Annotated in this window: 24 protein-coding genes; 13 read left to right on the plus strand and 11 right to left on the minus strand. The window is 69.0% G+C overall.

Translation table 11 applies throughout. The annotated features are described in order from the left end of the window. From ACT6XY_RS16035 to ACT6XY_RS16045, 3 genes are all read left to right on the plus strand, one after another. The coding region (locus ACT6XY_RS16035) for a lytic transglycosylase domain-containing protein (protein WP_444749329.1) at positions 1–786 on the plus strand (786 nt) is incomplete at its 5' end. A gap of 170 nt (positions 787–956) precedes the next feature. Beyond that, positions 957–1,331, plus strand: coding sequence for a CidA/LrgA family protein (locus ACT6XY_RS16040; protein ID WP_444749330.1), 375 nt, complete (start codon positions 957–959; stop codon positions 1,329–1,331). Continuing rightward, positions 1,328–2,047 (plus strand): LrgB family protein, encoded by a 720-nt coding sequence (locus tag ACT6XY_RS16045; RefSeq protein ID WP_444749331.1) that lies wholly within the window; start codon positions 1,328–1,330, stop codon positions 2,045–2,047. The genes ACT6XY_RS16040 and ACT6XY_RS16045 overlap by 4 nt, the downstream gene beginning before the upstream one ends. Before the next feature lie 6 nt (positions 2,048–2,053). On the opposite strand, the gene ACT6XY_RS16050 is transcribed toward ACT6XY_RS16045, so the two are convergent. Together ACT6XY_RS16050 and ACT6XY_RS16055 are read right to left on the minus strand one after the other, a co-directional pair. Then, on the minus strand, positions 2,054–3,577 hold the full coding sequence (locus ACT6XY_RS16050) for an EAL domain-containing protein (protein WP_444749332.1): 1,524 nt from the start codon (positions 3,575–3,577) through the stop codon (positions 2,054–2,056). 169 nt (positions 3,578–3,746) lie between these two features. Next, positions 3,747–6,038 (minus strand): NADP-dependent malic enzyme, encoded by a 2,292-nt coding sequence (locus ACT6XY_RS16055; RefSeq protein ID WP_444749333.1) that lies wholly within the window; start codon positions 6,036–6,038, stop codon positions 3,747–3,749. 193 nt (positions 6,039–6,231) lie between these two features. Here ACT6XY_RS16055 and purM point away from each other — a divergent pair, with 193 nt between their 5' ends. Both purM and purN read left to right on the plus strand, forming a co-directional pair. Continuing rightward, positions 6,232–7,308 (plus strand): phosphoribosylformylglycinamidine cyclo-ligase, encoded by a 1,077-nt coding sequence (purM, locus tag ACT6XY_RS16060; protein WP_444749334.1) that lies wholly within the window; start codon positions 6,232–6,234, stop codon positions 7,306–7,308. Next, positions 7,305–7,892: a phosphoribosylglycinamide formyltransferase gene (gene purN / locus ACT6XY_RS16065; RefSeq protein ID WP_444749335.1), complete on the plus strand. Its 588-nt coding sequence runs from the start codon at positions 7,305–7,307 to the stop codon at positions 7,890–7,892. Before purM ends, purN begins: the two co-directional genes overlap by 4 nt. 3 nt (positions 7,893–7,895) lie before the next feature. Here purN and ACT6XY_RS16070 read toward each other — a convergent pair whose 3' ends face one another. The 4 genes from ACT6XY_RS16070 to ndk all read right to left on the minus strand — a co-directional run bounded on the left by ACT6XY_RS16070 (position 7,896) and on the right by ndk (position 12,178). After that, entirely contained in the window at positions 7,896–8,528 is a 633-nt protein-coding gene (locus tag ACT6XY_RS16070) for a PilZ domain-containing protein (protein ID WP_444749336.1), read from the minus strand. A gap of 209 nt (positions 8,529–8,737) precedes the next feature. After that, the gene (locus ACT6XY_RS16075) at positions 8,738–9,370 is read right to left on the minus strand and encodes a PilZ domain-containing protein (RefSeq protein WP_444749337.1); all 633 of its coding nucleotides are present in this window, start codon (positions 9,368–9,370) and stop codon (positions 8,738–8,740) included. Positions 9,371–9,535: 165 nt separating this feature from the next. Beyond that, positions 9,536–11,638 carry a molybdopterin-containing oxidoreductase family protein gene (locus ACT6XY_RS16080; protein WP_444749338.1) on the minus strand — a complete coding sequence of 701 codons (2,103 nt, stop codon included), beginning with the start codon at positions 11,636–11,638 and terminating at the stop codon, positions 9,536–9,538. A 114-nt stretch (positions 11,639–11,752) separates the two neighbouring features. Further along, the gene (gene ndk / locus ACT6XY_RS16085) at positions 11,753–12,178 is read right to left on the minus strand and encodes a nucleoside-diphosphate kinase (protein WP_444749339.1); all 426 of its coding nucleotides are present in this window, start codon (positions 12,176–12,178) and stop codon (positions 11,753–11,755) included. A 203-nt stretch (positions 12,179–12,381) separates the two neighbouring features. On the opposite strand from ndk, the gene ACT6XY_RS16090 reads away from it, so the two are divergent. Further along, positions 12,382–12,735, plus strand: a complete 354-nt coding sequence (locus ACT6XY_RS16090; RefSeq protein WP_444749340.1) for a hypothetical protein — start codon at positions 12,382–12,384, stop codon at positions 12,733–12,735. 101 nt (positions 12,736–12,836) lie between these two features. Here the strand turns inward: ACT6XY_RS16090 and ACT6XY_RS16095 are convergent, their stop codons facing one another. Beyond that, positions 12,837–13,544, minus strand: coding sequence for an aquaporin (locus ACT6XY_RS16095; protein WP_444749352.1), 708 nt, complete (start codon positions 13,542–13,544; stop codon positions 12,837–12,839). A 178-nt stretch (positions 13,545–13,722) separates the two neighbouring features. On the opposite strand from ACT6XY_RS16095, the gene ACT6XY_RS16100 reads away from it, so the two are divergent. Beyond that, a complete protein-coding gene (locus ACT6XY_RS16100) occupies positions 13,723–15,597 on the plus strand; it encodes an ABC-F family ATP-binding cassette domain-containing protein (protein ID WP_444749341.1) in 1,875 nt (624 codons plus the stop codon). Here the strand turns inward: ACT6XY_RS16100 and ACT6XY_RS16105 are convergent. The 4 genes from ACT6XY_RS16105 to ACT6XY_RS16120 form a co-directional block, all read right to left on the minus strand. Further along, on the minus strand, positions 15,594–16,277 hold the full coding sequence (locus ACT6XY_RS16105) for a helix-turn-helix transcriptional regulator (RefSeq protein WP_444749342.1): 684 nt from the start codon (positions 16,275–16,277) through the stop codon (positions 15,594–15,596). The genes ACT6XY_RS16100 and ACT6XY_RS16105 overlap by 4 nt on opposite strands. A gap of 63 nt (positions 16,278–16,340) precedes the next feature. Beyond that, positions 16,341–17,519, minus strand: coding sequence for an MFS transporter (locus ACT6XY_RS16110; RefSeq protein ID WP_444749343.1), 1,179 nt, complete (start codon positions 17,517–17,519; stop codon positions 16,341–16,343). Further along, on the minus strand, positions 17,516–17,968 hold the full coding sequence (locus ACT6XY_RS16115) for a DNA polymerase III subunit chi (protein WP_444749344.1): 453 nt from the start codon (positions 17,966–17,968) through the stop codon (positions 17,516–17,518). Before ACT6XY_RS16115 ends, ACT6XY_RS16110 begins: the two co-directional genes overlap by 4 nt. Before the next feature lie 32 nt (positions 17,969–18,000). Further along, positions 18,001–19,494: a leucyl aminopeptidase gene (locus ACT6XY_RS16120; RefSeq protein ID WP_444749345.1), complete on the minus strand. Its 1,494-nt coding sequence runs from the start codon at positions 19,492–19,494 to the stop codon at positions 18,001–18,003. A gap of 199 nt (positions 19,495–19,693) precedes the next feature. On the opposite strand from ACT6XY_RS16120, the gene lptF reads away from it, so the two are divergent. From lptF to ACT6XY_RS16150, 6 genes are all read left to right on the plus strand, one after another. After that, positions 19,694–20,872: an LPS export ABC transporter permease LptF gene (gene lptF / locus ACT6XY_RS16125; RefSeq protein WP_444749346.1), complete on the plus strand. Its 1,179-nt coding sequence runs from the start codon at positions 19,694–19,696 to the stop codon at positions 20,870–20,872. Beyond that, complete coding sequence (gene lptG, locus ACT6XY_RS16130) at positions 20,872–21,954, plus strand: LPS export ABC transporter permease LptG (RefSeq protein ID WP_444749347.1); 1,083 nt, start codon at positions 20,872–20,874, stop codon at positions 21,952–21,954. The genes lptF and lptG overlap by 1 nt, the downstream gene beginning before the upstream one ends. Continuing rightward, complete coding sequence (lptD, locus tag ACT6XY_RS16135) at positions 21,954–24,578, plus strand: LPS assembly protein LptD (RefSeq protein WP_444749348.1); 2,625 nt, start codon at positions 21,954–21,956, stop codon at positions 24,576–24,578. Before lptG ends, lptD begins: the two co-directional genes overlap by 1 nt. 79 nt (positions 24,579–24,657) lie before the next feature. Continuing rightward, positions 24,658–25,608: a peptidylprolyl isomerase gene (locus ACT6XY_RS16140; RefSeq protein ID WP_444749349.1), complete on the plus strand. Its 951-nt coding sequence runs from the start codon at positions 24,658–24,660 to the stop codon at positions 25,606–25,608. A gap of 10 nt (positions 25,609–25,618) precedes the next feature. After that, positions 25,619–26,629, plus strand: coding sequence for a 4-hydroxythreonine-4-phosphate dehydrogenase PdxA (pdxA, locus tag ACT6XY_RS16145; protein WP_444749350.1), 1,011 nt, complete (start codon positions 25,619–25,621; stop codon positions 26,627–26,629). Next, the coding region (locus ACT6XY_RS16150; RefSeq protein WP_444749351.1) for an rRNA adenine N-6-methyltransferase family protein at positions 26,626–26,826 on the plus strand (201 nt) is incomplete at its 3' end. The genes pdxA and ACT6XY_RS16150, both read left to right, overlap by 4 nt.

A 26,826-nucleotide genomic window follows, 5' to 3' on the forward strand; every position in this document is an offset into this window, starting at 1 on the left:
CTCGGGCTCGCCGACCTGCCGATCCGCCGGCCGCACAGCACCACGCCCGCCAGCGCCGCCTACGCGCACGCGCTGAGCCTGCTCTACCGCCTCGACGAGCGCGACATGGCGCGCGCGATCCTCGCCGACCTCGGCATGCGCGCGAGCGACCACGGCACGCTCAACGCGGCCGCGGAGGTGGCGGCGCGGGCGCGTGACGCGCGTGGGGTCGTCACCCTCGGCAAGCTCGCCAACAACCGCGGCCTGCCCTTCGACCTGCACGCCTTCCCGACCCACGGCATCCCCAGCTACGCCCATGTCGGGCCGGAGGTCGACCGCGCGGTCGTCTATGCCATCGCCCGGCAGGAATCGACCTTCGACCACCGGGCCGTCAGCCACGCGGGCGCGCGCGGGCTCCTGCAGCTCATGCCCGCCACCGCGCGCGCGACCGCCCGCACCCACGGCCTGCCCTTCGACCAGGGCCGGCTGACGAGCGACCCCGCCTACAACGCGCGCCTCGGCGCGGCGCATCTCGGCGAGCTGGTGGCCGAATTCAACGGCAGCTACATCCTCACCTTCGTCGCGTACAATGCCGGCCGCTCGCGCGCCCGCGAATGGATCGAGAAGTACGGCGACCCGCGCGATCCCCGTGTGGATCCCGTGGATTGGGTCGAGCGCATCCCCTTCACCGAGACGCGGAACTACGTCCAGCGCGTCATGGAGAACGTGCAGGTCTACCGCGCCCGCCTCGGCGGCGGCTCGGCCCTGCGCATCGAGGCGGACCTCCGGCGCGGCCGCCCGAACTGAAGCGCCTGTTGACGTTGAGATTCCGATTCAGGACCATTTGCCGAGTCCCGCCAGGGGCTTGCGGCGGATTGCGAAGCTTCTGATTCCGATTCAGCTGCTCGCCCGCGCCGCCGGCATGGCCCCCGACGGCTACGCCTGTCATGATCGCCGCTCCCCTCCCGGTGGCGCCCATGATCGAAGCCTTCACCCTCCTCGTCCTCCTGCAGCTCGTCGGCGACATCGCAGCCCACCTGAGCGGCCTGCCCGTCCCCGGCCCGGTGATCGGCCTCGTCCTGCTGATCGGCATTCTCGCCTGGCGCGATGCGCCACCCGGCGCGCTTGAGCCCACGGCCGACGGCCTGCTGTCCCACCTGTCGCTGATGCTGGTGCCGGCCGGGGTCGGTGTCGTCGCCCAATCAAGCCAGCTTGCCGCTCACGGTGCCGCCATAGCCCTGGTGGTCACCGTATCGACGCTCGCCACCCTCGCAGTCACCGCCCTCGCCTTCCGCGCCGTGACACGCCTGACTGAACGGCCGGCCGCGCCCGACTGCGATCCCGCGCCATGAGCCGCGCCAGCGACCTGTGGGTCTATCTCTCGGGATCGCCGCTGGTCTGGCTGGCGGTAACGCTCACGGCCTATTGCATCGCCGACCGGGCGGCCCTCGCCTCCCGCCGCCATCCGCTGGTCAATCCGGTGGTGGTCGCGGTGGCGCTGATCGCAGCGGTGCTGCTGGCCACGGGCACCCCCTTCGAGACCTATTTTGCTGGCGCCCAGTTCGTCCACTTCCTGCTGGGGCCCGCGACGGTCGCCCTCGCCGTGCCGCTCTGGCGCATGCGCCGGGAGGTCCGGCGCGCCCTGCTGCCGATGGCCGTCGCCCTGATCGCGGGGTCGTTCACCGGCATCGTCACGGCGCTGGGCCTCGCCTGGCTTGCCGGAGCGCCCACGGCTATCCTGGCGAGCGTGGCACCGAAATCGGTGACGGCGGGCATCGCCATGGGCATCGCGGAGCCGCTGGGGGGCCTTGCGGCCCTGACCGCCGTCGTGGTGGTGGCGACCGGCGTCTTCGGCGCCATCGCGGCCGGCCCTCTCTTCGACGCCATGGGGATCCGCGATGCACGGGCGCGCGGCTTCGCGGCGGGCTTGGCCGCCCACGGCCTCGGCACGGCCCGCGCCTTCCAGGTCGACCGGACGATGGGAACCTTTGCCGGCATCGCCCTCGGCCTCAACGGCCTGATGACGGCGGTGCTGGTGCCGCTGGTCTGGCGCTGGCTCGGCCCCTGATCGGGCTCAGCCGCGCAAAGCCTTGCGCACCGGCTCGCGCTGGACGGTCGCGGGCTCCATCGCCTGAACCAGCTGGCAATAGGACGAGCCCGGCAGCGGCGGGGCGAAGACATAGCCCTGGGCGGAGCGGACACCGCGCCGGCGCAGCGCCTCCACCTGCTCGAACGTCTCCACGCCTTCGGCGATGACTTCCATGTTGAGGTGGGCGGCGAGGTCGATGAGGCTGTCCACGATGGCGGTCGACTGTCGCTCGGCCCCCAGCGCGTCGATGAAGAGCTTGTCGATCTTCATCACGTCGACCCTGAGCTTCAGAAGGTAGCTCATGCCGCCGTGGCCGGTGCCGACGTCGTCGAGCGCCACCCTCACCCCCATCTCCTGGAACCGGGCGATGATGGCGCGCGCCGCGTCCATGTCCGGCAGCGGGTCGCGTTCGGTGACTTCCAGCAGGACCTGCGAGAGCTGGACGTCTGAGTGGGAGAAGATCGACACGACGTCGCCGACGATGCGCTCGTCGCGGAAATGGGCGGCGCAGAGGTTGAAGCCGCATTTGAGATCCGGCCGGGACGCGTAGGTCGGGCCGAGTTCGGCCGCGGCTTGGCGCATGAGGTCGAGGGTCAGCGGGAAGATGAAGCCCGAGCGTTCCGCCTCGCCGATGAAGGCCCCTGGCGGGATCAGGCGGCCGTCCGGCTTTCGCCAGCGGACCAGAACCTCGCAGCCGAGGATCCGGCCGGTGTCGAGATCGATCAGCGGCTGGTAGTGCGGGATGAACTCGCCGTTGCGAAGGGCCCGGTACATGTCGGCCACGGGGCCGCGTTCGCGCCAGCCGAACAGGACGAGGCCTGCGAGGCCGATGCCGAAGCCGAGCCCACCGCCGACGGCGGCGCCGACCACCCAACCCTTCTGCTGGCGCCAGGCCCCGGACGAGGCGGCGACCTCCACCCGGACGGGATATTGCGCCGATTGCACCGAAGCGCTCACGTCGGGCGTGCCACCAACCCCGCCCGGGCCGTGCACGGAGACGAGACGGCCGCCCGGCACCAGTTCGATGTCGACCCCGAGGCCGAGGTTGGAGGCCTGCACCTCGCTGTAGGGCACGAACAGGCCGACGGCGATGATGCCTCCGGTCATGCCGCCCGACGGCAGGGCGAGGGTCATGCGCAGCGCCCGCCCGTGCGGACCGCGCGTCAGGGCGATCGCGAGCGACAGGTTGGGGTCGCGGGTGGCGAAGGGCGTCGAGGCGGCGGTGATCTGGACGAGGCTGCCGATGTTGTTGCAGCGGATGCGGCCGTCCGGACCGATGACGGCGATCTCCTTGAGGACGGGCGATTCGAAGACGAGGACGCTCAGGTGCTCACGATCGCCGGCGTCACAGGTCTCGATCTGCCGTCCCTGCGCCTCCTTCAGCGACAGCGCCGCGCGCTCGACGGCGTTGTTCATCCGCCCGAGGATCATCTCCGCGGTGTCGCCGACGTAGGATTTCAGGCTGCGGTAGAGCCAGGCCTCGGCCGCGAAATAGGCAGCAAGCGGCATGCCCGCGACCAAAAGCGCCGACACCAACCACACCAGGCCTCTGTGCCTCGAGACCGAACGCACGGCCACCCCTTCGCCTGCCACGCAACCGGCGATCAATAGCCGAGATCACGTAAAATTTTCAGCAGTTTAGGGGGCGGCGCTTAATGGTATCTTTCTTGACCCAGCGTCACGGGTTTCTTTCCTGCTCCTGCGCCTCCACCACGGCCAACGCGGTCATGTTGACGACGCCGCGCGCGGTGACGGAGGCCGTCAGGATATGGGCCGGGCGCGCCTGGCCGACGAGAATCGGCCCTACCGGCAGGGCGTCGGCGAGGACCTTGATCACCTGGAAGGCGATGTTGGCCGCCGACATGTTCGGCATGATGAGGACATTGGCCACGCCCTGGAGGCGCGACTGGGGGAAGACCCGCTCCCGGAGTTCCGGGAGCAGCGCGGAATCAGCGTGCATCTCGCCCTCGACCTCCAGGCCGGGCGCGCGCTCGCGGATGATCTTCAGCGCCTTCTGCATCTTCACCACCTGATCGTCGTCGTGGCTGCCGAAGTCGGAATGCGACACGAGGGCGATCTTCGGTTCGAGGCCGAAGCGGCGGACATGCTCGGCGGCAGTGCAGGCCATGTCGGCGAGCTCGTCCGGGCTCGGATCGGCGGTGACGTGGGTGTCGGCGAGGAAGAGCGGCCCCTTGGAGGTGATGAGCAGCGACAGGGCGGCAAGGCCATTGGCCCCTTCCTTCAGGCCAATCACCTGGCGGATGTGGCGCAGGTGGGTGTTGAAGCGCCCCTCGACGCCGCAGATCATGGCGTCGGCGTCACCGCGCTCGAGCGCCACCGCGGCGATGGCGGAGTTGGAGGTGCGAATGATGGTGCGCGCCGCGTCGGGCGTCACACCCTTGCGGCCCGTGCGGTCATGATAGGTCGCCACATAGTCGCGGTAGCGGGGATCGGACTGGGGGTCGATCAGCTCGAAGTCGACGCCGGGCTTGAGCGACAGCCCGAAGCGCTCGAGGCGCTGCTCGACCACCGCCGGACGGCCGATGAGCACCGGGAAGGCCAGCCCCTCCTCCACCACCACCTGGGCGGCGCGCAGGATGCGCTCGTCCTCGCCCTCGGCGTAGATGACGCGCTTGGGGTTCTGCCGCGCCTTGTCGAAGACCGGCTTCATCAGGAGGCCGGAACGGAAGACGAAGCGCGACAGCTCCGCCTCGTAGGCCTTGAAGTCGGTGATCGGGCGGGTGGCGACGCCCGTCTCCATGGCGGCGCGAGCGACGGCCGGGGCGATGCGCAGGATGAGGCGGGGATCGAAGGGCGACGGAATGAGATTGCCGGCCCCGAAGGTGCCGACCTCGCCGCCATAGGCGCGGGCGACAACGTCTGAGGGCGCCTCCCGGGCGAGACCGGCGATGGCGCGCACGGCGGCGAGCTTCATCGGCTCGTTGATGGCGGTGGCGCCGCAGTCGAGGGCGCCGCGGAAGATGTAGGGGAAGCAGAGGACGTTGTTGACCTGGTTCGGATAGTCCGACCGCCCCGTGCAGATCATGGCGTCGGGTTTGGCGGCGCGCGCCTCCTCCGGCATGATTTCCGGATTGGGATTGGCCAGCGCCATGATCAGCGGCCCCGCCGCCATGCGCTGGACCATCTCGGGCTTCAGCACGCCGGCCGCCGACAGGCCGAGGAAGATGTCGGCATCGCCGATGATGTCGCCGAGGGTGCGGGCGTTGGTGTCCTTGGCATAGACCGCCTTGTAGGGGTCCATGAGCTTCTCGCGGCCCTTGTAGACGACGCCCTCGATGTCGGAGACCCAGATGTTGTCGGTCCTGGCACCGAGTTCGCGCAGCAGGTTGAGGCAGGCGATGGCAGCGGCGCCCGCGCCGGAGGCGACGATCTTCACGTCCTCGATGGACTTGCCCATGAGGGCAAGGGCATTGGTGACGGCGGCGGCAACGATGATCGCGGTGCCGTGCTGGTCGTCATGGAAGACCGGGATGCCCATGCGCTCGCGCAGGCGCCGCTCGACCTCGAAACATTCCGGGGCCTTGATGTCCTCGAGGTTGATGCCGCCGAAGGTCGGCTCAAGCGCCGCCACCACGTCGACGATCCGGTCGACCTCGCGGGCGTCGATCTCGATGTCGAAGACGTCGATGCCGGCGAATTTCTTGAACAGGACCGCCTTGCCCTCCATGACCGGCTTGCCGGCGAGCGGGCCGATGTCGCCGAGACCGAGCACGGCGGTGCCGTTGGAGACGACGGCGACGAGATTGGCGCGGATGGTGAGTTCCGCCGCCTGGGCGGGATCGGCGACGATGGCCTCGCAGGCCGCGGCGACACCGGGCGAATAGGCTAGCGCCAGGTCGCGCTGGTTGCCGAGGGGCTTGGTCGCCTGGATCTCGAGCTTACCGGGCCGCGGCAGCCGGTGATAGACGAGGGCGCCGGATTTGAGATCGTCGGTGATCGACTTTGTCATGCCAAGGGTCTCCTCGGCCGGTCATGCGCCGGCCGACCTGCCAGCGTCAATGTCCGGGATTGTCGCGAGGGCGGGAAGTGCCCGCGGCGGGGCAGCATCCCTGCCGCGTGGGAAAAGATGGCGCAGGACGGCTTGGCCGTTGCGGGGCGGCGGCGCACGGGCTAATCCGGCCTCTTCCAGCGAGACGAGCGCCGTGACCGACACTCCCCACCCGAAGAACGGACTGACCTATGCCGAGGCCGGCGTCGACATCGACGCAGGCAACCGGATGGTCGACATGATCAAGCCGCTGGTGCGGGCCACCGCCCGGCCGGGCGCAGATGCCGAGATCGGCGGCTTCGGCGGTCTCTTCGACCTGAAGGCGGCCGGCTTCAAGGACCCCGTCCTGGTGGCCGCCAACGACGGCGTCGGCACCAAGATCAAGATCGCCATCGAGACCGGGCGGCACGACACGATCGGCATCGACCTCGTCGCCATGTGTGTGAACGATCTCGTGGTGCAGGGCGCCGAGCCGCTGTTCTTCCTTGACTATTTCGCCACCGGCAAGCTGTCGCCGGAGGCTGCCGCCCAGGTGGTCAAGGGCATCGCCCTCGGCTGCCGGCAGGCGGGCTGCGCCCTCATCGGCGGCGAGACCGCGGAGATGCCGGGCCTCTATGCCGACGGCGACTACGATCTCGCGGGCTTCTCGGTGGGTGCCGCCGAGCGCGGCACGCTGCTGCCGCGCCGGGACGTCGCTGCCGGCGACGTGGTGCTCGGCCTGCCCTCCTCCGGGGTCCATTCCAACGGCTATTCGCTGGTGCGCAAGATCGCGGCGGTGTCCGGTCTCGGCTGGGACGCGCCGGCGCCCTTCGACGCCGCACGCAGCCTCGGCGAGGCGCTGCTGGAGCCGACGCGCATCTACGTGAAGAGCATCATGGCGGTGCATCGCGGCACTGGCGCCATCAAGGCGCTGGCCCATATCACCGGCGGCGGCTTCGTCGACAACATCCCTCGGGTGCTGCCGGAGGGCACGGGCGCCGAGATCGACCTCTCGGCGATCGCCGTGCCCAAGGTGTTCGGCTGGCTGGCTGACGTCGGCGGCCTCGCCCAGGCTGAAATGGTGCGCACCTTCAACTGCGGCATCGGCATGGTGATCGTGGTGGCCGCGAGCGAGGCGGCACGGGTGAGCGAGGCCTTCGCCCTCGCCGGCGAGAACGTGGTGACGCTCGGCCGGATCACCGCGGCGTCGGCCGAGCCGCGCGTCACCTTCACCGGGGCGCTCGGGCTGTGAGCCGGAAGCGCGTCGCGGTCCTCATCTCGGGGCGCGGGTCCAACATGGCCGCGCTGATCGAGGCGGCCAAGGCTCCGGACTATCCCGCCGAGATCGCGCTCGTCCTGTCGAACGTGCCGAGGGCCGGGGGGCTCTCCGTCGCGGAGGCCGAGGGCATCGCCACGGCAACCGTGGACCATCGCAAGTTCGCCCGCGACCGCGAGGCCTTCGAGCGGGCCATGCAGGCGGTGCTGGAGGCGCAGCGGATCGACATCGTCTGCCTCGCCGGTTTCATGCGGATCCTGACGCCCTGGTTCGTCGGCCAGTGGGAGGGGCGGATGATCAACATCCACCCTGCCCTGCTGCCGGCCTACAAGGGGCTCGACACCCATGCGCGGGCACTGGCCGACGGCGCCACCGAACACGGCGCCACCGTGCATTTCGTGACGCCCGGCATGGACGAGGGCGAGACCATCCTGCAGGAGGCGGTGCCGGTGCTGCCGGGCGACACGGCGGAGAGCCTGGCGCGCCGCGTGCTCGAGGTGGAGCACCGCATCTATCCGCAGGCGCTGCGGATGATCGCGACCGAATACACCCTGCTCTGACAATCAGCGGCCGAGCAGCAGACGCTCCAGATCGGCCGGGTCCTGCTCCGCGAGGAACGACACGGCGAAGCCCTCGGCGAAATGGCGGCAGACGCGGCCGGGCACGCGGCCGACGGTCAGCAGCGTTCCGACGGGCGGCATGCGGTCGGCAGAGAGGGCCGCGCCCGACACCGACATGTCGAGCACGAGGCAGGAGAGGCAGCGGCCGTCGGCAAAGGTGATTTGCCCGAAGGGTTCGCGCGGCACGATGCGCTGATGCTGGCGCAGGTCGCGGGTGTCGTGGGCCTGGTGCTCCTGCATCCACGCCAGGCGGGCGACGATCCGCTCGCGCTGCCGCGGCGCGAGCATCAGCGTCATGACGAAGCCCCCGGTCATGACGCGGCCGACGCGGCCGCCGAGATTGCCGAAGCTCGGGATATAGGCGCTGGCACCGTCGCCGAGGCGGGCCCTCGCCGGCGTCGCCAGCATCAGCGCCCGGCTCGACATGTTGATGGCCCGGCAGGGATATTCGCGGCGGCGTCCGGCCTCGTCCCGCAGGGCGGCGAGCGAGCAGGTGCCGTCCAGACTCATGATGACGAGCAGATCATCGTCGCGCCGGGCGACCGTGACGACCGCAATGTCCGGATCGAACGTCATGGCGGGCAATCAATGGGTTCAAATGATTTAATGGGATCAGCTTAGGCGATTCCTCGCCCGAAATACAGTATCAATACAAACAGGATGGAACGATCAGCCGAGCGATCTCGATTTATTTCTCTATTTTACCGCAAGTTTCAGTCATTACTACTTCAGACCGGGGCAGCGTCCGTCGTCTGCGGCCGCGGCCAGCCTGGCTGCGGACGGGCTCAGGCGGCGAGGAGGAGCTGTTCGAGGCTGCCCGGTGGCAATTCCTCAAGAAAGGCGACGGCGAACCCCTCCGGGAAATGACGGCAGACGCGGGCCGGCACCCGCCCGACCACGAGCAGCGTGTTGAGGTCCGGCACGATGTCGGCCGAGAGCGCGGCGCCGGTCACCGACATGTCCATGACGAGGCAGGACAGGCAGCTGCCGTCGGCGAAGGTGATCTGCCCGAAGGGTTCTCGGGGCACGATGCGCGCGTGCTGGCGAAGGTCGCGGGTGTCGTGGGCCTGGTGCTCCTGCATCCAGGCAAGGCGCTTGGCGATGCGCTGCCGCTGGGTCTCATTCACCATCAGGCTCATGACGAAGCCGCCGTCGAGCACGCGGATCACGCGCCCTGACATCTTGCCGAAGCTCGGGATGTAGGCGGTGGCGCCGTCGCCCATGATGGCGCGGGCGGGCGCCGCCAGCATCAGCGCCTGGCTCGACATGTTGATGGCGCGGCAGGGATATTCGCGGCGCTTGCCGGTCTCGTCGCGATGGGCGGCGAGCTGGCAGGTGCCGGCGAGGCTCATGATGACGCGCGGCTCGGCGCGCCGCTCGACGTTTGCATCGCTCGCGAAGACGGTCTGCATTTTCATGGGCGCATACCCAATGGACGGGGGCTCATCGCATGGCTTGTGCCACGCCCCCGCGAACATGCGTTTAAGACGTTATGAAAACTTGATTCTATTCAACGGTATAAATGACATTTTCTGTTGTCGTAACGTCAATACCAACACAATACTTGACGCAACGTCACCTCGTCAGGCCAGGCGAATCCAGACCTTGTTGTCGTGGAAGGCGGCGCCACCGAAGGGCGCCACGGCGTCGGCGCCGGTCAGCATGTTGATGCCGCGCCCGCCCTCGTGGTCGGCGTTGGCCCAGAGCCCCTCGGCGATCAGCGTCCCGGGCCGCGTCTGGTCGGTCACCTTCGCATGCAGGATCACCGTGCCGCGCGGCGAGCCGAGCTCGACCTTCACACCCGCCGCGATGCCGAGCCGCTCGGCATCGGCCGGATTGACCATGACCTCCGGCCGCCCCTCGCGCTTGCGGGAGGACGGGGTCTCGGCGAAGGACGAGTTCAGGTAGCTGCGCGAGGGCGAGGTCGCGAGCTTGAAGGGATAGGTGGCGTCCGGCTCCTCGGTCACCGCCCAGTGGTCGGGGAGCGAAGGCATGGACTCCACCGGCCCCATCGTGCCGATGCTGGCATAGGGCACGTTCGGCCAGTCGGGCTTGAAACGGAACTTCCTGTCGCCATAGGCGAAGCCCTTGAGATAGTGCGCCTCCTCGAACTTCGGCTGGACGTCGCGGAAATTGGTGGCCTCGAGCTCGGCGAAGGTGCCCCAGCCGGACTTCTGCAGCGTCCAGTCGATGATCTCGCGCGGGGTCATCGCGAAGCCCGGATGCTCGGCGCCGAGCCGGCCGGCGAGATCCGTGATGAGCTCGTGGTTGGAGCGGCATTCGCCGGGCGGATCGATGAGCTTCAGCCCCAGCATGATGTGCTGGTGGCCGCCGCCCTGGTACATGTCGTCATGCTCCATGAACTGGGTGGCGGGGAGCACCAGGTCGGCCATCTTCGCCGTGTCGGTCATGAACTGCTCGTGGACCACGGTGAACAGGTCCTCGCGGGCAAACCCGGCGACGACCTTGCTCTGGTCCGGGGCGACGTTGACCGGATTGGTGTTCTGGATGAGGAGCGCGGTCACCGGCGGCCCCTCGGAGCCGTCGGGCCGGCGCAGCGCCGCGGCCTCGCCGGTGAGAATGGCGCCGATGCGGGACTGGTCGAGGGTGCGCACCGCCGCATCCTTCACGTCCAGTCCCTCGATGAGCGACTTGCGCCAGTGATAGATGGCGCCGTTGTTGTGGAAGGCCCCGCCCCCCTCGTATTTCCAGGCGCCGGTGACGGCCGGAATGCAGGAGGCGGCGTGCATGTTCACCGCGCCGTTGCGCTGGCGGCCGAAACCGTAGCCGAGGCGGAAGAAGGTCTTTTTGTTCTCGCCGACCAGCCTGGCGAAGGCCTCGATCTCCTCCACCGTCAGGCCGGTGATGGCGGCACCCCAGGCAGGGCCGCGGGACTCAAGATGTGATTCCAGTTCCGCCGGTACGTCCGTGAAATCCCTGAGATAATCCCGGTCCGCGAAGCCGTCGCGGAAGAGCACGTGCATGACGGCGCAGGCGAGCGCCGCGTCGGTGCCCGGCTTCAGAACGAGGCCGAGATCGGCCTGCTTCACCGTGTCGGTGCGGTAGATGTCGACGACGACGATCTTCGCGCCGCGCTCCTTGCGCGCCTTCATGGCGTGGGTCATCACGTTGACCTGGGTGGACACCGGATTGGTGCCCCAGATCACCACCACGTCGGCCAGGGCCATCTCGCGCGGATCGACGCCGGCGAGGCGTCCGGTCCCGGCGATGAAGCCGGACCAGGCCATGTTGGTGCAGATGGTGGAATAGAAGCCGGAATATTTCTTCACGTGGCGCAGGCGGTTGATGCCGTCGCGCTGCACGAAGCCCATGGTGCCGGCATAGTAGTAGGGCCAGACCGTCTCGGCACCGTAGCGCTTCTCGGCCTCGAGGAACTTCTCGGCGGTCATCGCCAGTGCCTCGTCCCACGAGATGCGCTGGTAGCTGCCCGAGCCCTTCGGCCCCTTGCGGATCAGCGGATGGAGGAGGCGGTCCGGGTGGTGGATGCGCTCGGCATAGCGCGCCACCTTGGCGCAGACGACGCCGGCCGTGTAGCTCTGCGCAGGGTCGCCGTGGACGCGGCCGATGGTCTTGCCGTCGATGACCTCCACCTCCAGCGAACAGGCGGAGGGGCAGTCGTGGGGACAGGTCGACTTCAGGCGCTGGACGCTGACGGGGGCGTTCATGGCGGCTCCGGTGTGCGATGCAAACTGGATCGTATCCAAAGTGCAGGGCGCGGCGCCAATGAAAAAGGCGGGCCGGAGCCCGCCTTCAAATGCCGTCTGTCCTTGTCGCCGCAATCAGGCCGGCAGGATCTCGTTTTGCGAGAAGAACTGGGCGATCTCGATGGCGGCGTTTTCGGCCGAATCCGAGCCGTGGACCGAGTTCTCGCCGACGGAGACGGCGTAGAGCTTGCGGATGGTGCCCTCGGCGGCCTGGGCCGGGTTGGTGGCGCCCATGATCTCGCGATACTTGGCGACGGCGTTCTCGCCCTCGAGCACCTGCACGACCACCGGGGCCGAGACCATGAAGTCGACGAGCTCGCCGAAGAAGGGACGCTCGGAATGGACCGCGTAGAACTTGCGGGCCTCGGGCAGCGACATGCGGATGCGCTTCTGGGCGACGATCTGCAGGCCGGCGGACTCGATCACCGCGTTCACGGCGCCGGTGAGGTTCCGCTTGGTGGCGTCCGGCTTGATGATGGAGAAGGTGCGCTCGATGGCCATGGATCGTTCCTTGAGGGAATGTGGGGATCAGGTGGCGCGCTTCTAGCAGCGGCCCGTTGCGCCCGCAACGCCCCCTCTCCCGCCTCGGCGTCCGGTCGCTGAACACCACGTGAAGGACGGTCTCAGAACGCGTTCAGCGCGCCCGCTGCACCATTCTCCCACGATCGCGAAACGGAGCGATCCAGCGACTGGAGATGGTCACGATGCGCAGCCTGGTTCTGTCCACCCTCGCAGGGCTCGCCGCCCTGGCGGCCGTGGCCGCCACGCCGGGCGACGCCCGCGCGCAGGTCGGCGTCGGCATGGAGGCCGGCGTGATGCCGGTGCAGTGGGGTCCGCATCCCGGTTGGGATGGCCCGCGGCGCCACCACGGTCCGCCGCCGGACTGGGGTCATCGTCCGCCGCCCCCGCACTGGGGCCACCGGCCCCCGCCGCCTCCGCCGCACTGGGGCTACCGCCCGCATCGCCCGGCCTATGTCGAGCCGACCTGCTGGCGCGAGCGCCGCTGGGTGGAGACGCCCTGGGGCCGCGAAATCCGCCACGTGAGGATCTGCCGCTAGGCCGACCGGTTCACGCGCGGGTCATCCAACGCCCCACCCAGTCTTGACCTGCGCGGGTACGGGCCCGCCACCGGAACGATCCGGTGGCGGGCTTGCCGCGTTCAGGCCTCGAGAATCTTGGCCTTGAAGAGGGCGCCCGCCGCGAAGGCGGCCGCGGTCGGCACGATCAGGAAGAGCCAGACCTGCGACAGGGCCGATCCGCCCACGAAGAGCGCCGGGCCGAAGGAGCGGGCGGGATTGACGGAGGTGCCGGTCACCGGGATCAGCAGCAGGTGGATGGCGGCGAGCGTCAGGCCGATGGCGAGACCGGCGACCGCCGGGGAGCCGGCCTTGGAGGTGACGCCGAGGATGGTGACGAGGAACAGGAAGGTGCCGACGAACTCGCCGATGACGGCCGAGGTCACGCCGTAGCCCTTGGCCGCGTCCCAGCCGTTCTGACCGAGGCCGGCGGCCGTGACGTCCCAGCCGCCCGCCTTGCCGCTGAGCGTCACGTAGAGAATGGCGGCGCCGACGATGGCGCCGGCGAATTGGGCGACGACATAGCCCACAAGGTCCGACGTCGGCATGCGACCGGCGGCCCATACGCCCACCGAGACCGCAGGATTGACGTGGCAGCCGGAGACCGGGCCGATGCCATAGGCCATGGCGACGATGGCGAGGCCGAAGGCGAGCGCGATGGGCAGGGTGGCGAGCGCCGAGAAGGGCTGGCCGGCGCCGAAAACGGCACCCTGACCGCCGAGGGTGACGACGCCGCAGCCGATGATCACCAGCGCGGCGGTGCCGAGAAACTCGGCCACATATTTCTTCATGGATGCAGTCATGGCGCATGCCCTCCCCGTCTGTCGTCCCCCGTCTCGATGGCAGGGAATCCGCGGCATCATAACACCGCAGCGGGTGGGGGCATGCGCAGTCTCCCGGAGGTTGACGCGGGAGCCATGCAGCCGGCCCCCGCTTGCATTGGCCGCACGGCTCCTTCAAAAGCCGGCCATGTTGCAGATCAACGACCTGACGGTGCGGGTGGCCGGCCGCGTGCTCATCGACAACGCGTCGGTGACGCTGCCGCCGAATGCGCGCGTCGGCTTCCTCGGCCGCAACGGCACGGGAAAATCGACCCTGTTCAAGGTGATCCAGGGCGAGATGGCCGCCGACGGCGGTTCGTTCAAGCTGCCGGCGCGCGCCCGCCTCGGCGGTGTCGCCCAGGAGGCGCCCGGCGGGCCGCAGTCCCTTCTCGACTTCGTGCTGGACGCCGACAGGGAGCGGGCGCGCCTCCTCGCCGAGGCGGAGACGGCGAGCGACCCGCACAGGATCGCCGAGATCCAGACGCGGCTCGTCGACATCGACGCCCATTCAGCCCCCGCCCGCGCGGCGGCGATCCTCGCCGGACTCGGCTTCGACACCGCGGCGCAGGCGCGGCCCTGTTCGGATTTCTCCGGCGGCTGGCGCATGCGCGTGGCGCTGGCGGCGGTGCTGTTCACCGCTCCCGACCTCTTGCTGCTGGACGAGCCGACCAACTATCTCGACCTCGAAGGCACACTGTGGCTGCAGGACTATCTCGCGGGATATCCGCACAGCGTCCTCCTGATCAGCCACGACCGCGACCTGCTGGATGCCTCGGTGGAGCACATCCTGCACCTCGACCAGGCCAAGCTGACACTGTGGAAGGGCTCCTACACGACCTTCGCCAAGTCGCGGGCCATCGAGATGGCGGTGCGCGAGAAGGCGGCGAAGAAGCAGGAGGACAAGCGCGCCCACCTGCAGAGCTTCGTCGATCGCTTCCGCGCCAAGGCGACCAAGGCGCGGCAGGCGCAGTCGCGGCTGAAGATGCTCGAGAAGATGGAGGCGGTGACGACCATCGTCGACACCGACGTGCCGCCCTTCGTCATCCCCGAGCCTGCCCGCAAGGCCTCGCCGCCGATCATCACCATGGAGGGCGCCTCGGTCGGGTATGCCGAGGGGCAGCCGATCCTCCGGCGGCTGGACCTCAGGATCGACGACGACGACCGCATCGGACTGCTCGGCGCCAACGGCAACGGCAAGTCGACCTTCCTGAAGCTGATCTCCGACCGGCTGAAGGCCATGTCCGGCCGCATGGTGCGCGCCGACAAGCTGAAGATCGCCTATTTCGCCCAGCACCAGCTGGACGAGCTCCGGCCGGCGGAGAGCGTCTACCAGCACCTGAGGCGGCTGATGCCGGACGATCCGGAGGCCAAGGTGCGGGCTGCCTGCGCCCGCTCCGGCTTCTCCGGCGAGCGCTCGGACACGAAGGTCTCGTCGCTGTCGGGCGGCGAGAAGGCCCGGCTGCTCTTCGCCCTCGCGGTGTTCGAGGGCCCGCACCTCCTGATCCTCGACGAGCCGACCAACCATCTCGACATCGACAGCCGCGCCGCCCTGGTGGAGGCGCTGAACGGCTATTCAGGGGCCGTGCTGATCGTCTCGCATGACCGGCATCTCCTCGAATCGACGGTCGACCGGCTCTGGCTGGTGCGCGACGGGACGGTGAAGCCCTTCGACGGCGATCTCGACGACTACCGCAAGATCGTGCTGTCGGGGGCGGCAGCGCCTGCCGACAAGGTCGAAAAGGGCGCGCGGGCCGCCGAGCCGAAGCCGCCGGCACCCACGCGGAGCGAGACCAAGGCGCTGGCGAAGAAGGTCGCCGAGATCGAGGCGGCGATGGAGAAGCTGCGCGCGGATATCGACAAGATCGACCGGATCCTGGCGCAGCCCGGCTATTTCGAGGCGCATCCCGACAGCGCGGCGCAGGCGGCGAAGACCCGGAGCCTGCGGGAGAAGCAACTGGCCGAAGCGGAAGAAGCCTGGCTCGAGGCGAGCGGCGAGCTCGAGGCGGCGAGCCAGCCGGCCTAGTTCTCCTTGATCGTCTTGCGCCACCTGGCCCTGAGCACGCTCGGGCGCTCGGGGTAGCGCTCGTCGAGGAATTCGGCGGAGGCGATGCGGTCGGTGCGGAAGGAGCGGAAGTCGCGGCGCAGTTCGCACCAGGCGATGAGGTGGCGGACGCTGTCGAAATAGCCCACCGCCACCGGCCAGAGGATGCGCTGGGTCGCCCTGCCCTGCTCGTCGCTGTAGCCGAGGGAAATCTTCTTGCCCTCGTGGATCCAGCCGCGGACGCGGGCGAGGTCGATGCGGTCCTCGGTCGGCTCCCAGGCCGGACCCGTGCGCGAGACCGGATCGAGGGCGACATCACGCAGCTTCTCCGGCACGATGGCGGCGAGCTTGGCGATGAGGTCGGCGGCGGCGCGCGAGAGCGCCGGGTCACCGCGCGACTGCACCCATCGGGCGCCGAGGGCGGCGGCCTCGATCTCGTCCGATGTCAGCATCAGCGGCGGCAGGTCGAACCCGCCCTCCAGCACGTAACCGAGGCCCGCCTCGCCGCGGATCGGCACGCGCTGGCCGATGAGCGTGGAGATGTCGCGGTAGATCGTGCGCTTGGACGTCTCGAGCTCGGAGGCGATGGCCTCGGCCGTCAGGGGCCGGCGCGAGCGGCGCAGGATCTGGATGATCTGGAAGAGTCGGTCTGAAGGTCTCATGGCGACATCCTGCCGCAGCGCTGCTGACATCGTTATGACAGCAGACTGGCAACAGAGCCAGCCTCAGCGCCTGAACCGTCGCGACCAGGCGTAGACGAGGACGACGGCGAGACCGACGGCCGAGACCGACAGGCCGATCATGACCGGGACGTAGCCGACGGCGCCGATGGCGAGGCTCGCCGGCAGGGCGATGACGGTCATGGCGGCGAAGAAGGTGGCGTTGAACACCGCCATGGGGGTGGCGCGCTGCTCGGGCGGGGTGCCGTCGCAGATCCAGGCCGACAGCACCGGAAAGCCGATGGAATGGCCGAGGCCGAAGACGAAGCCGGCGACGACGACCCCTGTGATCGACTGCGCGAGGGCGACGAGGACGAGACCGGCGGCGAGCAGCATGGCGCCGCCGGCGACCACGGCGCGGCGGTCGACGTTCTCGATCAGCGCGAGGCCGCCGAAGCGTACCGCGAAGATCGAGATGGTGAAGGCGGTGAAGAAGGCCCCGACGATGATGCCGCGCTCGACCAGGAAGGGGGCGGCATAGGCACTGATGAAGCCGAACATGTAGCCGTAGACGACGGCGGCGAGCAGCGGCAGCCAGATGCGCGGGTTTCGCAGCAATCCCGCGATGCCGCCGACCGGTCCCTCCGTCCGGTCGACCGGGCGGATGGTCCACAGGAGCGGCAGGCCGAGCACGGCGGGAATGGCGCCGGCGATGAAGTAACCGTTGGATCCGAAGGCGTGATAGAGCACCTCCGCGAGGATCGGCCCGAAGGCGTAGGGCAAGGGCGCCATGGCCGAGAGCAGGCCGAAGAGCCTGACGAAGCGCTCGCGGGTCAGCCGCGTCGAGCCGTAGGTCATCACCGGCGCATGGAACAGCGCGAAGCCGGTGCCCTGGACCAGGCGCGAGGCGAGCGAGCCCAGGAAGGTCTCGTGGGTAAAATAGAGGCTGATGAAGCCGAGCGTGGTGAGCACCGCGCCGATGCGCACCGTCTGCAGGATGCCGATCCGGTTGGCGAGCGGGCCCGAGAAGAGGCTCATCAGCACCAGCGGGATGCCGTAGACGGCGATGAGCAGGCCGATGTCGCGGTGCGGAAAGCCCGCCTCCTCCCAGACCACCGCCAGCAGGACCGATTGCTGGTTGGTCATGGCGGTGAGGAAAATGATGGCCGCGAGGCGCCAGAACTCGGACCTGGCAGCGAGATCGACGAATCCGCGGGGAGGCTCGGACGCAGGCAGGGCGTTCACGCCCTCTTCCTCCAGCGGCCGTTCTCGTCCTGCTGCCAGTAGGTGCAGGCATGGCCGGCGGACTTCGCCGCCTTCCAGCTGGCGCGGGCCTGGTCGAGGGCGTCGGGGTCGTTGCCGTCGAACATCAGGACGATGCGCTCATAGGCCTCCATGTCGGCCGGCAGCGCCGCCCCGTCCACGAGGAAGCGGACGGTGGCGCCGTTGACGCGCTCCGGCCCCGCCGTCAGCAGCACGGGCTGCAGGGCGGCATCGGCCTCGCGGTCGGTGCCATGGGGCAGGAAGCTCTCGTCCGCATAGGTCCAGAGCAAGGCGTCGAGAGCCTCGACCCTCTCGGGCGAGGCCGCTTCGACGGCGACCTTCCAGCCGCGTTCCACCGATTTTTCGAGCAGCACCGGCAAGACCCTTTCGAGCGGCTGGTTCTGCAAATGGTAGAACAGGATGTCGGTCACGAGTTCCGTCGTTTTTGCATGGCTCCGGGCGATCAGCGCTCGTAGCCGTCGGCGACGAACCTGTCGAGCAGCCTCACGCCCCAGCCGGCGCCCCAGCTGCGGTTGATGTCGCCCTTGTTGGAGTTCATCGCCGTGCCGGCGACGTCGAGATGGGCCCAGGGAATCTCGCCGACGAAGCGCTGGAGGAACTGCGCCGCGGTGATGGCGCCGCCATAGCGGCCGCCGGTGTTCTTCATGTCGGCGAACTGGCTGTCGATGAGCTTGTCGTATTCGGCCGAGAGCGGCATCCGCCAGACCTTCTCGCCGGTGGTCAGCCCGGCTTCCGTCAGCGCCTTCGCCACCTCGTCGTTGTTGGAGAAGAGACCGGCGTTCTCCTGGCCGAGGGCGACGATGATGGCGCCGGTGAGGGTCGCGAGATTGACCATGGCCTTCGGCTTGAACCGGTCCTTGGCGTACCAGAGCACGTCGGCGAGGACGAGCCGGCCCTCGGCGTCGGTGTTGATCATCTCGATGGTCTGGCCGGACATGGAGGTGAGGATGTCGCCGGGCCGGTAGGCGTTGCCGTCGGGCATGTTCTCGACGAGGCCGATGAGACCGACGACGTTCGCGCGCGCCTTGCGGGCCGCCAGCGCATGCATGGCGCCGACGACCGCGGCGGCGCCGCCCATGTCGCCCTTCATGTCCTGCATGCCCTCGCCCGGCTTCAGCGAGATGCCGCCGGAGTCGAAGCAGACGCCCTTGCCGACCAGGCAGACCGGCGCCTCCCCGTCCTTGCCGCCCTCCCAGCGCATGACGACGACGTGGCTGTCGCGGGCCGACCCCTGGCCGACGGCGAGCAGCGCGCCCATGCCGAGCTTCTTCAGGTCCTTCTCGTTGAGGACCTCGACGTCGACGCCGAGGCGAGCGAGGTCGCCGGCGCGCTTGGCGAATTCGGTCGGGAAGAGGACGTTCGGCGGCTCGTTGACGAGGTCGCGGGCGACATCGACGCCGTCGGCGACGGCCTCGCGCGCTTTGAAGGCCTTGCGGGCGGCCTTCTCGTCGGCGACGAGCAGGGTGACGGAGCGCTTGCGGCTGCCGGTGTCGCCGTCCTTCTTCTTCGTCTTGTAGCGGTCGAAGCTGTAGAAGCGCAGGCGCAGGCCGAGCGCGAGATCGGCCGCCTCATCAGCGCTCAGCGGGCCCGAGGCAGTGGCGAGCACGACGCTCGCCTCGTTGGCGGCATCGGGCAGGCGGGCGCAGATGGCTCCGCCCAGCCGGATCACGTCCAGTTCCTTCCAGTCGGCGGACTTGCCGATGCCGGCGGCGATCAGCCGCGAGGCCGCGAGTCCCTCGGGCGCGATGATGTCGAGGAAGCTGCCCGACTTGCCCTTGAAGCCGTCCTGGGCCGCCGCGCGTCCGAGGAGGGCACCGGCCGAGGCCGGCAGGGACTCGACCTGCGGCAGGGCCATGTCGTCGCCGACGAGGCAGACCAGAAGCCCCGAGACGGGGGCGGAGAGCGGCGCGAAGCTGATCTTGATGGTATCGGACATGGAGCCAACTTGCTGTGGATGAGAATCGGGCGCAATGCCCTGATGGATCACACTAACGCGACGTTGTGGCCTGTGGGAGACGCCCCGCCGGGAATCGGCCGTGCGGGGCCACGCGACCTTGCCGCCGCCATGATCGGCTTCTAACCCTGACCTACACACAAGCGCGGGTTGGCGGACCCTGCACGAGCATGAGCCGGGAATGGGATCCCTCGAACGCTACATTTTCCGGCAGGCCGCCCTCGCCTTCGCGGCGGGGCTGTTCATCCTGACTCTGGTCGTGTGGATCACGCAGGTCCTGCGTCAGCTCGACCTCGTGACCAACAGCGGCCAGACCATCGCCCTGTTCTTCATGATGACGAGCCTCGGCATTCCCGTGCTGCTGGCGCTGATCGCACCGATCGCGCTGTTCATCGCCGCGGTGCAGACGCTGAACAAGCTCAACAGCGATTCCGAGCTCATCGTCATGTCGGCGGCCGGCGTCTCGCCGGCGCGCATCGCCCGGCCGCTCTTCATTCTGACGGCGCTGGTGATGCTGTTCGTCGGCACCCTGTCGCTGTGGCTGACGCCCTCGTCGATCCGACACTTCCGTCTGCTGCTGACGCAGGTCCAGGCCAACCTCCTCACCGCCATCGTGCGGCCCGGCCAGTTCACCCAGGCCGACCGCGGCCTGACCTTCCACATCCGCGACCGCGCGGCGGGCGGCGTCCTGCTCGGGATCGTCGTGTCCGACACGCGCGATCCCCAGGTCCACATGATCTACGTGGCCGAGCGCGGGGTGATCACCGAACAGCCCCAGGGCACGTTCTTCGTGCTGGAAAACGGCAACCTGCAGCGGCGCGAGACCAAGGACGGCAACACGTCCATCGTCGTCTTCGACCGCTATGCCTTCGACCTTTCGCAGCTGACCCAGGCAGCCGAAACCATTTATAGACCATCCGAGCGCTATACGTCGGAGCTCATGAACCCCGACCCTGCCGATCCCATGCTGGAGAGGTGGCGTGGGCGGTTCCGTCAAGAGCTGCACGACAGGTTCGCCGCGCCGCTCTACCCACTGGCCATGTTGTGTATTGCGTTCGCCATGCTGGGACAGGCCCGTACGACGCGGCAAAGCCGCGGAGCCGCGATCGCCGGTGCGATCATCATCATGGCTGCCTTCCGCGGCGGCGGCTTTGCCGTGTCCGGCATCGTGGCGGCGCGACCGGCGGCAGTGCCCCTGGTCTATCTCCTGCCCATCGTCACGATCCTGTTCTTCGGCGCCGTCTCGCTCGGCCTGATCAAGGTCCGGCCGCCCGAGGTCCTCACGCGCCTGTCGAACGATATCACCGACAGGATCACGCGGATGATCGCGGCGCGCACGGCGCAGGGAGGCCGCGCCTGATGGTGTCGACCTTCTCGCGCTACATGACCCGCAAGTTCCTCGCAGCGGTGGGCGGCACCTTCCTCGGCACCTTCGGCCTCGTCCTCATCGTCGACTTCGTCGAGCAGTTGCGGCGCGTCGAGGATGCGCTGCGGGCGCCGACGCACCTCGTGGCGCTCCTCACCATCTATCGCGTTCCCGCCTTCATCGAGATCGTGCTGCCTTTCGCGGTCCTCGTCGGCGCCATGCTGTGCTTCCTCGGACTGTCGCGGAAGCTGGAGCTGGTGGTGGCCCGCGCCGCCGGCCTGTCGGCCTGGCAGTTCCTGACGCCGCCGGTGGTGCTGGCGGTGCTCCTCGGGATCTTCGCGGCCGCCATCTACAATCCGGTCGCTTCCGACTTCCGCGAGCGCAGCTTCAAACTGGAATCGGACCTGTTCGGTCGCGCCGTCTATGTCGACCAGCGCACCAACTTCTGGCTCCGCCAGGCAACGCCCGACGGGCAGACCGTCATCAACGCGGCGTCGGCCACGGAGCGCGGCCAGCGCCTGACGGGCGTCAGCGCCCTCGTCTATGGCTCGGACGGGGCCTTCAAGGACCGCATCGACGCCCAGTCGGCCGAGCTCGGCGACGGGTTCTGGCTGCTGCGCAAGGCGATCGTGACGCCGGTGGGCGCCGAGCCGGCCAAGCACGAGACCTACCGCCTGGCGACTCAGCTGACAGCCGAGCAGGTGCGCCAGAGCTTCGTCATGCCCGAGCAGGTCTCGTTCTGGGAGCTGCCGCAGTTCATCGAGCTCGCCCGCCGCTCGGGCCTCCCGACGGCGCGTTTCGAGCTGCAGTACCAGCTTCTGCTGGCCCGGCCGCTGCTGCTGGTGGCCATGGTGCTGGTGGCGGCGGCGGCCAGCCTGCGCTTCGCCCGGCTCGGCGGACTGGGCAAGACGATTCTGGGTGGCGTGGTCGCCGGATTTTTGCTTTACGTGGGATCGGAACTGGCCGGCAATCTGGGGCGCTCCAATCTGGTGCCTCCGGTCCTCGCCGCCTGGTCGCCTGCATTTATCGGTGCGTTGATGGGTTTCATGGTTCTACTGAAGCTGGAGGACGGCTGATGCTTCGCGCAGCACGCCGCCCGGCGGCTTCCCCGACCCGAATCGCCCGCTCTGCCCTGACCGCGACCGCCAGCCTGCTGGCCATGGTCGTCGCGTCGGGCGGACTTGCGCCCCTGCGCGCCCAGACGGCCGATGCGCCGGCGGAGGCGCGGTCCTACATCCTCGATCCGACGCAGGTGCAGAATCAGCCGGCGCCGCCCTCGCCCGTGCGTTCTGCCGGCCCTCCCGCCGCCCTTGCGGGGCCGACCTTCTCCTCCACGCCGCCGGGCACGCCGATGCAGGTCAACGCCGGCCAGCTCGTCTATGACGAGCGGACAAGCCGGGTGTCGGCGCGCGGCAACGTGCAGATCTATTACGACGGCCGCACGATCGAGGCCGACGTCGTCACCTACGACCAGCGCTCGGGCCGTGTCCGCGCGACCGGAAACGTGCGGATCACCGAACCGTCGGGCAACATCGCCCACGGCCAGGACATGGAGTTCGACCAGCAGTTCACCAACGGCTTCGTCCGTTCGCTGAACCTGGAGACGCCGGACCGCCGTTTCATCGGCGCGACCGACGTGACGCGCGAGGGCGGCGACACGACGACCTTCGAGCGCGCCGCCTACACGGCCTGCGCCTCGTGCCGCGCCGACCTGTCGAAGCCGCCGACCTGGGTGATCAAGGCCAAGCGCATCATCCACCGCGAATCCGAGCGCACCATCTATTTCGAGGACGCGCGCTTCGAGATGTTCGGCGTGCCGATCGCCTATATGCCGCGTTTCTGGGCGCCCGATCCGACGGTGCGCAAGGCGTCCGGCATCCTGGTGCCCGGCATCGCCGGCTCCAACCGCACCGGCATCGGCGTCGAGGTGCCCTATTTCTGGAACATCCAGCCGAACTACGACCTGCTGATCGCGCCGCGCTACTATTCGCGCCAGGGCTTCATGCCCATCGCCGAGTGGCGGCACGGCTTCGAGAGCGGCTATTATTCGATCCGCGCCGCCGGCATCCGGCAGAACGACCCCGGCGTGTTCACCTATTCGAACGGCACCAACGAGGTCGGCAACCGCGAATTCCGCGGCATCCTGCACACCACCGGCATGTTCCGCATCACCGAGCGCTGGTCGGTGGGCTGGGACCTGAACCTGATGTCCGACACGGCCTTCCTCAGGGACTATTCCCTGTCGTTGCCGGGCCAGACGGAGGCCAATTCCCGGCTCTTCCTGCGCGGCCAGGGCCCGCGCAGCTGGTTCGACCTGTCGGCGACGCGCTATGTCGGCATCACCGCGACCGACGTCGACAACAAGATCCTGCCGACCACCCACCCGGTGCTCGACTATTTCAAGGTGCTGGACCAGTCGGTCCTCGGCGGCGAGTTCTCCTGGCGCACCAGCGTCGTCAGCCTGTCGCGCGAGGCGGCGGACGTATCGCGCAAGAACCCGCTCAGCCCGATCACCTGCGACCGGACGCAGCCGCGCGTTCCTGGCGTCAATCTCGACCCCGCCAACTGCCTGGTGAACGGCATCGACGGCAACTATTCGCGTGCCTCGGCCGAGGTTGCCTGGCGCCGGCGCGTCATCGACGCCATGGGCCAGGTGTGGGAGCCCTTCGTCTCGGTGCGCGGCGACGTGACCTACCACCACCTGAAGGACAACAGCGCCGTGCTGGGTTCCTTCTCGCGGCTGGCGCAGGACGACCGGGCCTATACCCGCATCATGCCGGCGGTGGGCCTGACCTACCGCTATCCCTGGATCGCCGGGAACGCCTACGGCACGACGACGGTCGAGCCGATCCTGCAGATCATCGCGCGGCCGAACGAGCAGAACATCGGCTATATCCCGAACGAGGATTCGCAGAGCCTCGTCTTCGACGACACGAACCTGTTCCAGACTAACAAGTTCTCCGGCTGGGACCGGGTCGAGGGCGGCGGACGCCTGAACTACGGCCTCAACGTCACCCACCGGTTCTTCAACGGCTCGAGCGTGAACATCATGTTCGGCCAGTCGCTGCACCTGTTCGGCATCAACTCCTTCTCGGCCGGCGCGCTCTACGACATGGCCGCGACAGGCGCCAATTCCGGCCTCGACAGGCAGCGCTCGGACTACGTGGCGCGGTTCCAGTACCAGCTCGACCGCAACTTCCGCTTCTCGGCGCGCGGCCGCTTCGACGAGCGGACCTTCGCGGTCCAGCGCGGCGAACTCGACGCCACGGGACGCTTCGGCCATTTCGCCCTGACCGGCACCTATGGCTATCTCGCCCCGCAGCCCGACCTCGGCTATCTCGTGACGCGCAGCGCGGTGGGCGCGGCCCTGTCCTACACGGTGGCCACCAACTGGACGGTGTACGGGGCGGCCCGCTTCGCCTTCCAGCGGCAGAACCTGCTGGCGACCAACGCCAACAACCTGCCGCTGTCGGAGAGCAACAAGGTCGAGGGCCTGACGCTCGGCGTGAACTATCTCGACGACGCGATGCAGCTCGGCTTCTACTACTCACGCGATTTCGCCGCCGAGGTCGTGACGCTGAACAACGTCGCGACGACGCGGGACGTCCACCGCTTCATGTTCAGGTTCAACCTGCGCACGATCGGCGAGCTGACCCTGTCCCAGAACGTCTCGAACTGGTTCAATCCGCCCGCGCAATGAGCCCCCTGCCCTGATTGCGCCACCCTCATGGGCGAGGGAGCAGGCTCGGCATCCATTCTCTTCCCAAGGAGGCGCCACTATGGTCCTCGTGCGACCCTTGCTCGCCGCTGCTCTCGCCGTCGCCCTTCCGGCCGCGGCCCTCGTCGTGTCGTCCCCGGTCCTGGCCCAGGAAGGCCGGGTCATCGCGACGGTCTCCGGCGTTCCGATCACCAGCTTCGACATTCCCCAGCGCCAGCGCCTGCTCCAGATCCGCGAGGGGCGCGCCCATTCGGCCGAGCAGGCGCTGCAGGACCTGATCAACGACCGCATCAAGTTCGCCGAGGCGCGGCGCTACCGGGTCGAGGCGAACGAGCAGCAGGTCAACGCCGCCTATGCGCAGGTCGCCCAGCGCTCCGGCATCGATCCGCGCGGTTTCGACCAGGTCCTGCGCTCCCAGGGCATCGAGCCGCGCGTCTACAAGGGCAAGCTGCGCGCCGACCTGTCGTGGTCGAACCTGATCGGCGCCCGCTACGGCCGCACCATCTTCATCACCGATACCCAGCTCGTGGATGCGCTGGGCCGACGCCAGGGCGCGACCCGGCCGGTCAACTACGTCCTACGGCCGGTCGTCCTGCTGGTGCCGGCCACGGCATCGCCCGCCCAGGTGCAGCGCCGGATGGCGGAAGCCAACGCCCTGCGGGGCCGCTTCTCGAGCTGCGCCACCGACCTCGAGCAGGTGGGGCGCATTCCGGACGCCGCCGTGCGCGAGCAGTTCCGCCGCCTCAACACCGATCTCAGCCCGCAATTCCGTCAGGTGCTCGACCAGACGGCGGTGGGCAAGCTGACGCCGCCCAGCCGCACCCAGCAGGGCATCGAGATGATCGCCGTCTGCTCCAAGGAAGAGGCGAGCACCAGCGACACCGCGGCGCGCAACCAGGTGCGCGAGGAGATGACCACGGCGGAGATGAAGCGCATCTCCGATACCTACCTCGCCCGGCTGCGGCAGACGGCCGTGATCAATTACCGCGACGGCCGCGGCGAGCGGCGCTGACCGCCGCGCGATGATCCTGCCCCTCGCCATCTCCATGGGTGAGCCGGCCGGCATTGGCCCGGACGTCGCCTTGATGGCCTGGCGGGACCGGGCGGCACACCGCCTCCCCCCGTTCTACGTGATCGGCGACGCGGGCCTGATGGAGGCGCGCGCGGCGCGTCTCGGCATCGGCGTGCCCGTGGTGCCCTGCCTGCCGGAGGAGGTCATGGAGACCTTTCCTTACGGCCTGCCGGTCCTTGACATCGGCGACGGGATCGCGGATCGGCCGGGCGAACCGACGGCGCAGACCGGCCTCGTCGTCATCGAGGCGATCCGGGCCGGCGTCGACCATATCCGCTCGGGCCGGGCGGGCGCGATCGTCACCGCGCCCATCTCCAAATCGGTGCTGGCTGAGGCGGGCTTTACCCATCCCGGGCATACCGAATTCCTCGGCGAACTCGCCCGCGCCTTCCGCGTCGGGCCGGTGCGGCCGGTGATGATGATCTGGAGCGAGACGCTCGCCGTCGTGCCGGTCACCATCCACATCCCCGTCGCCGCGGTGCCGGGGCGGCTGACGACGAACCTGATCGTCGAGACCGGCGCCATCGTCGCCCACGACCTCGCGACCAAATTCGGCATCGCCCGGCCGCGGCTCGCGGTCTGCGGCCTCAACCCGCATGCGGGCGAGGACGGGCTGATCGGCCGCGAGGACATCGAGGTCGTGGCGCCGGCGGTGGCCGAGCTCCAGCGCCTCGGCATCGCCGCCACCGGCCCCCATCCCGCCGATACGCTGTTTCACCCGGCGGCGCGCGATGCCTACGACGCGGTGCTCGGCATGTATCACGACCAGGTGCTGGCGCCGGTGAAGACCATCGCCTTCGACGAGGGCGTCAACGTGACGCTCGGCCTGCCCTTCATCCGCACCTCGCCCGACCACGGCACCGCCTATTCCCTCGCCGGGACCGGCACGGCCCGCCCGACGAGCATGATCGAGGCCATCGCGCTCGCCGGCCGTCTCGCGCAGAAGAAGCCCGCCGCTTGAGCGCGATCGACCCCCTGCCGCCGCTGCGCGAGGTCATCGCCCGCCACGGGCTGATGGCGAAGAAGGCGCTCGGCCAGAACTTTTTGCTCGACCTCAATCTGACGGGCCGCATCGCCCGCGCTTCCGGGCCGCTGGAGGGCGCGACGGTCGTCGAGGTGGGCCCCGGCCCCGGCGGCCTCACGCGGGCGCTGCTGGCC

Origin of the sequence: Phreatobacter sp., from assembly GCF_052440005.1 — a bacterium.
Classification (GTDB): domain Bacteria; phylum Pseudomonadota; class Alphaproteobacteria; order Rhizobiales; family Phreatobacteraceae; genus Phreatobacter.